The organism is Acinetobacter sp. FDAARGOS_559, from assembly GCF_003940475.1.
Lineage (GTDB): Bacteria > Pseudomonadota > Gammaproteobacteria > Pseudomonadales > Moraxellaceae > Acinetobacter > Acinetobacter baumannii.
Genome location: NZ_RKJG01000005.1, coordinates 1820183 through 1832569, shown reverse-complemented (window position 1 = coordinate 1832569; position 12387 = coordinate 1820183). Strand labels below are relative to the sequence as shown.

Annotated in this window: 7 protein-coding genes, 2 tRNA genes, 3 rRNA genes and 1 pseudogene; 11 read left to right on the top strand and 2 right to left on the bottom strand. The window is 42.9% G+C overall.

The genetic code is table 11. The features are described 5' to 3' along the window. Positions 1-40: 40 nt before the first annotated feature. Positions 41-568 carry a hypothetical protein gene (locus tag EGS71_RS10205; protein WP_000021434.1) on the bottom strand — a complete coding sequence of 176 codons (528 nt, stop codon included), beginning with the start codon at positions 566-568 and terminating at the stop codon, positions 41-43. Between the two features lie 67 nt (positions 569-635). Next, a complete protein-coding gene (locus EGS71_RS10200; RefSeq protein ID WP_001257515.1) occupies positions 636-1241 on the bottom strand; it encodes a 2OG-Fe(II) oxygenase in 606 nt (201 codons plus the stop codon). A 117-nt stretch (positions 1242-1358) separates the two neighbouring features. Between EGS71_RS10200 and EGS71_RS10195 the strand changes: the two genes are divergently transcribed. The 11 genes and pseudogenes from EGS71_RS10195 (at position 1359) to EGS71_RS10145 (ending at position 12377) form a co-directional block, all read left to right on the top strand. After that, positions 1359-2216, top strand: coding sequence for a 23S rRNA (adenine(2030)-N(6))-methyltransferase RlmJ (locus tag EGS71_RS10195; protein WP_001109438.1), 858 nt, complete (start codon positions 1359-1361; stop codon positions 2214-2216). Between the two features lie 41 nt (positions 2217-2257). Further along, entirely contained in the window at positions 2258-3091 is an 834-nt protein-coding gene (pssA, locus tag EGS71_RS10190) for a CDP-diacylglycerol--serine O-phosphatidyltransferase (protein WP_000180205.1), read from the top strand. A gap of 18 nt (positions 3092-3109) precedes the next feature. Next, positions 3110-4220 (top strand): annotated as a pseudogene (locus tag EGS71_RS10185) (DUF6670 family protein). 419 nt (positions 4221-4639) lie between these two features. Then, positions 4640-6176: ribosomal RNA gene (locus tag EGS71_RS10180) — 16S ribosomal RNA — on the top strand. A 59-nt stretch (positions 6177-6235) separates the two neighbouring features. Next, positions 6236-6312, top strand: a tRNA-Ile gene (locus tag EGS71_RS10175). A 55-nt stretch (positions 6313-6367) separates the two neighbouring features. Further along, positions 6368-6443, top strand: a tRNA-Ala gene (locus EGS71_RS10170). Positions 6444-6783: 340 nt separating this feature from the next. Further along, a 23S ribosomal RNA gene (locus EGS71_RS10165) occupies positions 6784-9676 on the top strand. A gap of 184 nt (positions 9677-9860) precedes the next feature. Beyond that, positions 9861-9975 (top strand): 5S ribosomal RNA (gene rrf, locus EGS71_RS10160). Together the 16S, 23S and 5S rRNA genes with 2 tRNA genes alongside form the textbook arrangement of a ribosomal RNA operon. 171 nt (positions 9976-10146) lie before the next feature. Continuing rightward, positions 10147-10497, top strand: a complete 351-nt coding sequence (locus EGS71_RS10155) for a GFA family protein (protein WP_000455811.1) — start codon at positions 10147-10149, stop codon at positions 10495-10497. A 16-nt stretch (positions 10498-10513) separates the two neighbouring features. After that, positions 10514-11077 carry a DUF4256 domain-containing protein gene (locus EGS71_RS10150; protein WP_000988417.1) on the top strand — a complete coding sequence of 188 codons (564 nt, stop codon included), beginning with the start codon at positions 10514-10516 and terminating at the stop codon, positions 11075-11077. A gap of 136 nt (positions 11078-11213) precedes the next feature. Further along, positions 11214-12377 (top strand): acyl-CoA dehydrogenase family protein, encoded by a 1164-nt coding sequence (locus tag EGS71_RS10145; protein ID WP_001176656.1) that lies wholly within the window; start codon positions 11214-11216, stop codon positions 12375-12377. The last annotated feature ends 10 nt before the right edge of the window (positions 12378-12387 follow it).

Sequence of the window (12387 nt, the reverse complement as noted above, 5' to 3'; positions counted from 1 at the left end):
AAAGGCCTGTTATAGTTAACAAGCCTTTTTTACTAATAAGTTAATGAGTTCTTAACTTAATTAAATTTTTATACCATGGTTCATGACGTACTGGATTGAATATAGGATGTTCATGAAGCAACTCAAGATCACATTGAGCGGTTGATAAATATTTTGTGAGCCAATGACGAGTTAGTGCAGACTCTTGCTGTGCTGCTGACGCATAAGCCAAGAAGAAATATATATCGCCATGTTGATGATGAGCTAGAGGTTTCAAAATTTGCTGAGCAATCAGCGCAAAGCGTTTTTCCTTATTTAACTCAAAATAAAGCATATAAGCTTTAGCTAAATGCAGCGATAGGTTTAAATACAAACTCATTGGCATTTCTTCATATTCCATACGAGCTTGTTCCAGCAAAACAATGGCTTCTTGCAAGAAGTGAATTTGTTCTTGGCGAACACGGCTTAACGTAACGAGCTGCATACGTAATTCTGCACGCTCCAAAGCAAGCTCGGGCGTATTCTCAGTTAAATAGAGTTGGTCTGTTTCACCAATTCTGGACACAATCGCTTTTGTTTCAATAGACATACGCCTTCGCCTTTTTAATCAATATCTTTTATATCGGGTCCATTTAAGAAATTTAAAGAGCTTTCTTTTAAACCCAAATTGAGTTTCCGCTACGAAGCCAAGCAGTAATAGAGAGGCGCTGCTGTTTAGAAACTAAAACCTCATGAAGCAAATTGCTCTGGAATATAACTAAGCGATTAGGCTCTGGTGTAATAATGTGCCAAATATTGTTTTTATCTTGTAAGCGTAATTGGCCACCCCAGTCATCTTGCCATTCAGGGTGTAAATAATAAACGGTAGACATAATACGATCATTTTTTTGCTGAGGGTTATCTCGATGTAATGCGTAGAATTCACCCGGGTTATAACAGGCAAAATGTGCTTCTACTTCTTTAATCCCTAAAAAGAAAGCTTGATTTAGATGCTGGCAAAATGAAGATAATGTTTCTACATGCTGCTCAGCAACAGGAAGAGATTCGTTAATCCATAAAATATGATCGCTTCGGATCGTACTCACCACACCATTTTGAATACCCGCTTCTCGAAACTCATCAAAGTGATGGCTACACTCTTTGGCAACTTGAGTATGATATTCAGCAGAATAAGCTTGGTTCACAATTGCGAAACCATGAGCATTTAAGTCATCTAAAATCTGGTCCAGATTCCAGCAGTCAGGAAGCGGTTGAGAGCGCATATAACCTCATATCGATCGTAAGAAAATCAAGCAGCCTTATTTTAGATGATCACAACCTTACGAAAGAATATTTTTTTCATGTTAAACTAATCGTTGAATTGAGGAATTAAAGTCAACATGAATTACCGTCACCATTTCCATGCGGGCAACTTTGCAGATGTTATGAAGCATGTGCTTTTGCTACAGCTTCTCAACCGTTTAAATGCTAAAGATAAACCTTATCGTTATATCGATACGCATGGAGGTGCAGGAAAATATGATCTATCTCAGGCACCTGCACAAAAGTCAGGAGAATTCCTAACAGGTATTCATCGTCTTGTACAGCTTTCTGACATGGAAAAGCGCCAAGCTCCTGAAGCCATCCAGCAATACCTAAAACTTGTAGAAGAATTACGTGCTCAAGAAGGTAAGGGAAGTTATCCGGGCTCTCCGTGGTTTGCTTTGCAAGGTATGCGTGAAATTGATAAGGCTACAATATTTGAAATGCAGCGTGATGTATTTCAGCAATTACGCCATAACATTCATGATAAACGTGCGGGCTTGCATGAGCGTGATGCATATGAAGGCTTGCTTGCCGTAATTCCACCAAAGGAAAAGCGCGGTTTAGTGATGATTGATCCGCCTTACGAATTAGAGCGTAAGGATTTCCCGCAATTGGTTGAACTTTTACAAAGCGCTTATAAAAAATGGCCAACAGGTGTCTTCGCGGTTTGGTATCCAATTAAAGATCGCGCAATGATTGAACGTTTTGAAAAGAAAATGTTTAAAACTGGAATTCGCCGTCAATTAATCTGTGAAATTTGTGTTTGGCCAGATGACACACCTGTAGGTTTGAATGGTTGTGGATTATTAGTAATTAATCCACCTTGGCAGTTCTCCGAACAAGCAGATCAAGCCCTACAATGGTTATTCCCTCACTTACGTATGCAAGAAACAGGTGGTCATGCCGCTGTACGCTGGTTAGTGGGTGAGTAATAATTAATCTAAATCAATGCACATGTTTGGAATAGAAAATAATGACAAATGCGCCTAAACCAGAGCAAGATTTAACTCATAATGAACATTCTTTTGATGGGATTACGTTCGAAGTGGTTGAAGAAGAAGATAATCCGGAAGGACAAAAAGTGAAGCGCAGAGGTATTTACCTTTGGCCTAACTTAATCACGACAGCCGCTTTGTTGTCTGGTTTCTATTCCATTATTGCAAGTATGAATGGCGAATTTGCTCAAGCGATTTATGCCATTTTTCTTGCAGCATTATTTGATGGGTTAGATGGGCGTGTTGCCAGAGCTATTGGTGCCCAAAGTGCTTTTGGTGAGCAATATGACTCTTTATCAGATTTGTTAGCATTTGGTGTAGCGCCAGCAATGCTAATGTATAGCTGGAGTCTACATGACTTAGGCCGTATCGGTTTGGCATGCTGTTTTGTTTATACCGCTTGTGCCGCGTTCCGTTTAGCACGATTTAATGTTCAGATTGGAGTGGTTGATAAGCGCTATTTTATTGGTATTGCTAGTCCACTCGCCGCGATTATCATTATTTCACTCGTATGGGTAGCTCGTGATTATCCGTTCATTTTTGATTTACGCGATATTGCTATTCAAACCATTAACGCGGTCATCATGGTGGTTGTAGGACTACTTATGATTTCTAATATTAAATATTATTCATTTAAGCAAATGGATCGTAAGCGTGTTCCTTTTGTAGTTATGTTGCCAGTAGTACTGATTTTTGCAGCAATCACTTATAATATTCCAATGGGTATTTTGATTGTATCAATCATCTATGCTCTATCAGGTTTTGTTACCACACTTTTAGCTAAAAAAAATAACGAGACCATCAAAACATAAAATTAGATGAGGTTCAGTATGCCTAAGTTGATAAGTGAAAAAAATCAATTACAGCAACTGAGCCTCAACTCAAATGGGGGAGTTGTCTATCAGCCCGCCAGAGGTTTTTTTAAAGTTGTCTATCAAGGTTTAATTCTTCCTAACCTGCCTGCACCACTTCGTTACTTTAATTACATTAGTCTAATCGGACAGCCTAGAATCCCTCTTTGCTATAACGCAAATGGTATTGTGACTTCTGCAGTTGATACAGCAACCGTACTAGTTAGCAATAGCTTACATAGTGTAGGGCACTTAAAAACTTATTCCATTCGACGCCAATGTCAGCTTAATCCTAGTCGGTATCAATTCGATAAAACTGATCTTATTGAGTGGCAAATCCCAAGAGTTCAGCTTAGACGAATCGATTCTGAAATGAGTTGTGATTTAATCGTCCAAACTCCTTCCGACATTTCGAATTCATCAGCATTGCAGTGGGGAATATCTGACTACTGGTCTATTTTGTGCCACTGTGAAGGTGAGATTTTATATAAAGGTCAGAAATATGAGGTCAATGGATTAGGCCGATTTAAACATGCTCGAGCCTTACATTTACCTTTTTTATCTTTATGTTTTTATACCTGCCAAATTATTAATTTGAATGAAACAACTCAAGTTACACTTTCTCAAATAAGAAATCAGTGGAATATCATTCTATTTTCACGTTTAGATATTCAAGAACTAGGAAAGCCGCCCGTCACGTTTACCGAAGATGTTAATTTCCACATCCACCGGGTTTATCCAAAAGTTGAAACACCGCATGGGCGAGAAATGTATTTACCACGAGAGTTTTCTTGGCAATGTAAAAAAAATGGAAAAGTTATTTTTGAACTCTATGGTGAAAGTCGTGGTGATTACAAATTTGGGTTAGCTGCTGGATACATAGGAAGTTTTCGTTATCAATTAAGTTGGAATGATCAATGTCTTCAAGGAGAAGGTGGATATTGTGAATACATTGATTGTCGACCTTTAAGATGGCAAGAAAAGAATCAAAACGAAAAAATGCTCGATAAATTGCTGCTTTTACAACCGTGTTTATATAAAAAATGAATATTTTTATCATTTTTGGGTAAAAAACGACCGCTTGATATGAAATGCTATAAAAAGGGGTTGCAAAGGGAATGAGATGGTCTATAATGCACATCCATCGGCGGTGATGCAGATAGAAACTTGTTGAAAAACAGTTACTTGTGATTAGATTGGTTGCTTTAAGCGATGAGTTTGATGGTAAGTTGGTTTAGAGACTAAGTTTTAAAAATATCGAAATTACCTGTTGACTTTTAAGAGATTAAGAGTAATATAGCCGACCTAGCTTGCTGGTGACGAACCAGTAAGAAGATCATTAAGAGAATTGAAGAACAACTTGTGTGGATTTTTACTGATTGATTAATCGAAATAATTTTCATTGATTGATTGGTTTAAATTACTCGAAGTTTATTTGAGCGAAATTTAAGTCAGTAATTGATGAGCCAGAATTGGTACCTTGTCTATAAATAAGGTACAAAATGATTTTAACTGAAGAGTTTGATCATGGCTCAGATTGAACGCTGGCGGCAGGCTTAACACATGCAAGTCGAGCGGGGGAAGGTAGCTTGCTACCGGACCTAGCGGCGGACGGGTGAGTAATGCTTAGGAATCTGCCTATTAGTGGGGGACAACATCTCGAAAGGGATGCTAATACCGCATACGTCCTACGGGAGAAAGCAGGGGATCTTCGGACCTTGCGCTAATAGATGAGCCTAAGTCGGATTAGCTAGTTGGTGGGGTAAAGGCCTACCAAGGCGACGATCTGTAGCGGGTCTGAGAGGATGATCCGCCACACTGGGACTGAGACACGGCCCAGACTCCTACGGGAGGCAGCAGTGGGGAATATTGGACAATGGGGGGAACCCTGATCCAGCCATGCCGCGTGTGTGAAGAAGGCCTTATGGTTGTAAAGCACTTTAAGCGAGGAGGAGGCTACTTTAGTTAATACCTAGAGATAGTGGACGTTACTCGCAGAATAAGCACCGGCTAACTCTGTGCCAGCAGCCGCGGTAATACAGAGGGTGCGAGCGTTAATCGGATTTACTGGGCGTAAAGCGTGCGTAGGCGGCTTATTAAGTCGGATGTGAAATCCCCGAGCTTAACTTGGGAATTGCATTCGATACTGGTGAGCTAGAGTATGGGAGAGGATGGTAGAATTCCAGGTGTAGCGGTGAAATGCGTAGAGATCTGGAGGAATACCGATGGCGAAGGCAGCCATCTGGCCTAATACTGACGCTGAGGTACGAAAGCATGGGGAGCAAACAGGATTAGATACCCTGGTAGTCCATGCCGTAAACGATGTCTACTAGCCGTTGGGGCCTTTGAGGCTTTAGTGGCGCAGCTAACGCGATAAGTAGACCGCCTGGGGAGTACGGTCGCAAGACTAAAACTCAAATGAATTGACGGGGGCCCGCACAAGCGGTGGAGCATGTGGTTTAATTCGATGCAACGCGAAGAACCTTACCTGGCCTTGACATACTAGAAACTTTCCAGAGATGGATTGGTGCCTTCGGGAATCTAGATACAGGTGCTGCATGGCTGTCGTCAGCTCGTGTCGTGAGATGTTGGGTTAAGTCCCGCAACGAGCGCAACCCTTTTCCTTACTTGCCAGCATTTCGGATGGGAACTTTAAGGATACTGCCAGTGACAAACTGGAGGAAGGCGGGGACGACGTCAAGTCATCATGGCCCTTACGGCCAGGGCTACACACGTGCTACAATGGTCGGTACAAAGGGTTGCTACACAGCGATGTGATGCTAATCTCAAAAAGCCGATCGTAGTCCGGATTGGAGTCTGCAACTCGACTCCATGAAGTCGGAATCGCTAGTAATCGCGGATCAGAATGCCGCGGTGAATACGTTCCCGGGCCTTGTACACACCGCCCGTCACACCATGGGAGTTTGTTGCACCAGAAGTAGCTAGCCTAACTGCAAAGAGGGCGGTTACCACGGTGTGGCCGATGACTGGGGTGAAGTCGTAACAAGGTAGCCGTAGGGGAACCTGCGGCTGGATCACCTCCTTAACGAAAGATTGACGATTGGTAAGAATCCACAACAAGTTGTTCTTCATAGATGTATCTGAGGGTCTGTAGCTCAGTTGGTTAGAGCACACGCTTGATAAGCGTGGGGTCACAAGTTCAAGTCTTGTCAGACCCACCATGACTTTGACTGGTTGAAGTTATAGATAAAAGATACATGATTGATGATGTAAGCTGGGGACTTAGCTTAGTTGGTAGAGCGCCTGCTTTGCACGCAGGAGGTCAGGAGTTCGACTCTCCTAGTCTCCACCAGAACTTAAGATAAGTTCGGATTACAGAAATTAGTAAATAAAGATTAAGATCTTGGTTTATTAACTTCTGTGATTTCATTATCACGGTAATTAGTGTGATCTGACGAAGACACATTAACTCATTAACAGATTGGCAAAATTGAGTCTGAAATAAATTGTTCACTCAAGAGTTTAGGTTAAGCGATTAATCTAGATGAATTGAGAACTAGCAAATTAACTGAATCAAGCGTTTTGGTATGTGAATTTAGATTGAAGCTGTACGGTGCTTAAGTGCACAGTGCTCTAAACTGAAATGTTGAAGTTACTAACTTGTAGGTAACATCGACTGTTTGGGGTTGTATAGTCAAGTAATTAAGTGCATGTGGTGGATGCCTTGGCAGTCAGAGGCGATGAAAGACGTGATAGCCTGCGAAAAGCTCCGGGGAGGCGGCAAATATCCTTTGATCCGGAGATGTCTGAATGGGGGAACCCACCTACTTTAAGGTAGGTATTGCAACATGAATACATAGTGTTGCAAGGCGAACGAGGGGAAGTGAAACATCTCAGTACCCTTAGGAAAAGAAATCAATTGAGATTCCCTCAGTAGCGGCGAGCGAACGGGGATCAGCCCATTAAGTTATGTGTGTTTTAGTGGAACGCTCTGGGAAGTGCGAACGTAGAGGGTGATATTCCCGTACACGAAAGGGCACACATAATGATGACGAGTAGGGCGAGGCACGTGAAACCTTGTCTGAATATGGGGGGACCATCCTCCAAGGCTAAATACTCCTGACTGACCGATAGTGAACCAGTACCGTGAGGGAAAGGCGAAAAGAACCCCTGTGAGGGGAGTGAAATAGATCCTGAAACCGCATGCATACAAGCAGTGGGAGCACCTTCGTGGTGTGACTGCGTACCTTTTGTATAATGGGTCAGCGACTTATATTCAGTAGCGAGGTTAACCGTATAGGGGAGCCGTAGAGAAATCGAGTCTTAATAGGGCGTTTAGTTGCTGGGTATAGACCCGAAACCAGGCGATCTATCCATGAGCAGGTTGAAGGTTGGGTAACACTAACTGGAGGACCGAACCCACTGTCGTTGAAAAGCCAGGGGATGACTTGTGGATAGGGGTGAAAGGCTAATCAAGCCTGGTGATAGCTGGTTCTCCCCGAAAGCTATTTAGGTAGCGCCTCGGACGAATACCATAGGGGGTAGAGCACTGTTTCGGCTAGGGGGTCATCCCGACTTACCAAACCGATGCAAACTCCGAATACCTATGAGTACTATCCGGGAGACAGACTGCGGGTGCTAACGTCCGTAGTCAAGAGGAAAACAATCCAGACCGCCAGCTAAGGCCCCAAAATCATAGTTAAGTGGGAAACGATGTGGGAAGGCATAGACAGCTAGGAGGTTGGCTTAGAAGCAGCCACCCTTTAAAGAAAGCGTAATAGCTCACTAGTCGAGTCGGCCTGCGCGGAAGATGTAACGGGGCTAAAACTATGTGCCGAAGCTGCGGATGTATACTTTGTATACGTGGTAGGGGAGCGTTCTGTAAGCCGATGAAGGTGTGTTGAGAAGCATGCTGGAGGTATCAGAAGTGCGAATGCTGACGTGAGTAACGACAAAACGGGTGAAAAACCCGTTCGCCGAAAGACCAAGGGTTCCAGTCCAACGTTAATCGGGGCTGGGTGAGTCGACCCCTAAGGCGAGGCCGAAAGGCGTAGTCGATGGGAAAATGGTTAATATTCCATTACTTCTGTGTAATGCGATGAGAGGACGGAGAAGGCTAAATCAGCCTGGCGTTGGTTGTCCAGGTGAAAGGAAGTAGGCATGTATCTTAGGCAAATCCGGGGTACTCTATGCTGAGATCTGATAGCAAGCTGTACTTGTACAGCGAAGTGGTTGATGCCATGCTTCCAGGAAAAGTCTCTAAGCTTCAGTTACACAGGAATCGTACCCGAAACCGACACAGGTGGTCAGGTCGAGTAGACCAAGGCGCTTGAGAGAACTCTGCTGAAGGAACTAGGCAAAATGGTACCGTAACTTCGGGAGAAGGTACGCTGTTGTTGGTGATGGAACTCGCTTCCTGAGCTGACGACAGCCGCAGAAACCAGGCCGCTGCAACTGTTTATTAAAAACATAGCACTCTGCAAACACGAAAGTGGACGTATAGGGTGTGATGCCTGCCCGGTGCTGGAAGGTTAATTGATGGGGTTAGCGTAAGCGAAGCTCTTGATCGAAGCCCCAGTAAACGGCGGCCGTAACTATAACGGTCCTAAGGTAGCGAAATTCCTTGTCGGGTAAGTTCCGACCTGCACGAATGGCATAATGATGGCGGCGCTGTCTCCAGCAGAGGCTCAGTGAAATCGAAATCGCTGTGAAGATGCAGTGTACCCGCGGCTAGACGGAAAGACCCCGTGAACCTTTACTGCAGCTTGACACTGAACTTTGACCTTACTTGTGTAGGATAGGTGGGAGGCTTTGAAGCTGGAACGCTAGTTCCAGTGGAGCCGTCCTTGAAATACCACCCTGGTAATGTTGAGGTTCTAACTCTGTCCCGTGATCCGGGACGAGGACCGTGTCTGGTGGGTAGTTTGACTGGGGCGGTCTCCTCCTAAAGAGTAACGGAGGAGTACGAAGGTGCGCTCAGCGTGGTCGGAAATCACGCGTAGAGTATAAAGGCAAAAGCGCGCTTAACTGCGAGACCCACAAGTCGAGCAGGTACGAAAGTAGGTCTTAGTGATCCGGTGGTTCTGTATGGAAGGGCCATCGCTCAACGGATAAAAGGTACTCTGGGGATAACAGGCTGATACCGCCCAAGAGTTCATATCGACGGCGGTGTTTGGCACCTCGATGTCGGCTCATCTCATCCTGGGGCTGAAGCAGGTCCCAAGGGTATGGCTGTTCGCCATTTAAAGAGGTACGCGAGCTGGGTTTAGAACGTCGTGAGACAGTTCGGTCCCTATCTACCGTGGGCGCTGGAAATTTGAGAGGATCTGCTCCTAGTACGAGAGGACCAGAGTGGACGAACCTCTGGTGTACCGGTTGTGACGCCAGTCGCATCGCCGGGTAGCTATGTTCGGAAGGGATAACCGCTGAAAGCATCTAAGCGGGAAGCCTACCTCAAGATAAGATTTCCCTAGGACTTTATGTCCTCTAAAGAGCCGTTCGAGACTAGGACGTTGATAGGTTGGATGTGGAAGCATAGTGATATGTGAAGCTGACCAATACTAATTGCTCGTGAGGCTTGACTATACAACACCCAAGCAGTTGTATATGAAGCATCAATCGATTCTTAAATATGCAAGACAACTTGATTTAGTTATACCTCTAGCTAAAATGAACAGATAAAGTAAGATTCAATCAGCCCAGTCTGTTACAGATTTGGAAAACGCTTCGGCATTAAATAAGACCCAGGCAAGTATCCATAAACAGTTGTGCTGGCGACCATAGCAAGAGTGAACCACCTGATCCCTTCCCGAACTCAGAAGTGAAACCTCTTAGCGCTGATGGTAGTGTGGGATTACCCATGTGAGAGTAAGTCATCGCCAGCTCATTATTCTAAACACCCCAATCTCAAAAGAGGTTGGGGTGTTTTTTTATAGCAAGAAATCAATCAATAAAGAATTGTTTAATTATATAACTACAAATCATTTTTGATTGAAAATTGAACTAAACGGCAGAATATTATAAAACTATAAAAAATTAGAAATAGGAAAAATGAAATGGAATATAAAGGAAGTTGCCATTGTGGTCAGGTAAAGTTTGCCGCGGAAGGTGAGCTAACAGAAGCCTTATCTTGTAATTGTTCTATCTGCCAAAAGAAAGGGGCTTTACTTTGGTTCCTGCCGACTAATCAGGTTACCGTTACTTTAGATTCTCCTGATATTTTAGCGAATTACACTTTTAACAAGCATGTGATTAATCATCATTTCTGTAAAAATTGCGGTATTCATCCCTATGCTCAAGGTATAGATGCCCAAGGTAATTCGATCTTTGCGATTAATGTTCGATGTATAGATGATATTGATTTAGAAAAGATAAAAATAAATTATTTTGATGGGCGTTCTGTTTAATAACTAGGTTTATTCAATGATGACTAAAAAACAATTAACTTCAAAGCAAATAGATATGTTGCTTGAATTATTAAAAAATAGATTTGAAAAGAATATACATCGACATAAAGAAATTGATTGGACGAATGTGCGAGCTAAACTCATTGAGTCTCCAGACAAACTATGGACATTGCAGGAAATGGAAAATACAGGAGGAGAGCCGGATGTTATTGCTTATGACCAGCAGAAAGATGAATATTTGTTTATAGATTGCTCTGTTGAGTCACCGAAAGGTCGTAGAAGCCTTTGCTATGATCGAGAAGCCTTAGAGTCTAGAAAAGATCATCCTCCTAAAAATAGCGCAATAGACTTAGTCCAAGAAATAGGGGCTGAACTCCTAACAGAAGAGCAATATCACCAATTACAACAGCTCGGGGAGTTTGATCTAAAAACATCAAGCTGGCTTGCTACTCCAGAGGAAATCCGAAAATTAGGAGGAGCTCTTTTTGCGGACCGTCGCTATGGTCGAGTCTTCATCTATCACAATGGAGCCCAGTCATATTATGCAGCTCGTGGTTTTCGCTGCTGTTTAAGGGTATAGGTCTTGCGAATCAACTCGATCGTTTGGATTTGATATTTTATGCCAAGAAAATGGAGATTCTTGCAACTTTTGACGGATGGTAAACATGACAAGATATGTTCTGGAATTAAATAAAAACATCAGGACATTTCTAAAAATGCAGCTCAATCCAATTTACTATAATGAACAACATATAGCTTTTGCCGATAATGTTCGTAGATTTGTACAAAAAGAAATGACACCTTTCGTTAATGAATGGGATGAGGCTGAGACATTCCCAAGAGAACTTTATAAAAAGGCTGCCGAAATTGGATTATTGGGTCTAGGTTTTTCAGAAGAATATGGTGGTATTCCAGATGCAGATCCATTCTATTCATTACTGGCTGGTATCGAAATGGCAAAGGCGGGTTCAGGTGGGGTGCATATCTCGCTCATGGTCCATACCATTGGCGCCCCTCCCATTCAGCACTTTGGAAGTGCGGAGTTAAAGGCTAGAGTTCTGCCAGGTATTATTTCCGGTGAGAAAATTTCGGCTTTAGCGATTACAGAACCTGGTGGTGGTTCAGATGTTGCTGCATTACAGACTAAAGCTGTCAGAGATGGGGATTATTATATTGTTTCGGGCGAGAAAACATTTATTACATCGGGAATTCGTGCAGACTATTATACAGTTGCAGTGCGTACTGATCCGACAAAAACGGGTGCAGAAGGCATTTCAATGTTACTCATTGATGCACATAGTGAAGGTATTACTAAAACGCCTTTGAAGAAAATGGGATGGTGGGCATCAGATACGGCACATTTGCATTTTGATCAAGTACGAGTACCTGCATCAAATCTACTTGGCAAAGAAAATGCCGGTTTTAAAGTTATTATGAATAACTTTAATATGGAGCGGTTTTTCTTGGGAGTAGTCGCTTATGGGTATGCATTAGTCTGTTATGAAGAAGCTTTAGAGTGGGCACAGCAACGTAAAACTTTTGGTAAGCGATTAATTGATCATCAAGTAGTACGCCATAAATTGGTAGATATGGCAACCCAACTGACCTCAACGAGGGCATTACTTGAAGAAACAGCATGGAAAATGACTCAGCCGAAGTTACAAGGACCTGAGTTGGTGGCGCAAATTTCAATGCTTAAAAATGTTGCGACTCGCACTATGCAATTTTGTGCTGATGCGGCTGTACAAACATTAGGTGGTATGGGCTTTATGCGAGGTACCAAGTCAGAACGTATTTACCGTGAAGTAAAGGTCAATATGATTGGCGGTGGTGCTGAAGAAATTATGAAAGATTTGATTAGTAAACAGCTTGGTTATTAATTCTTATAAG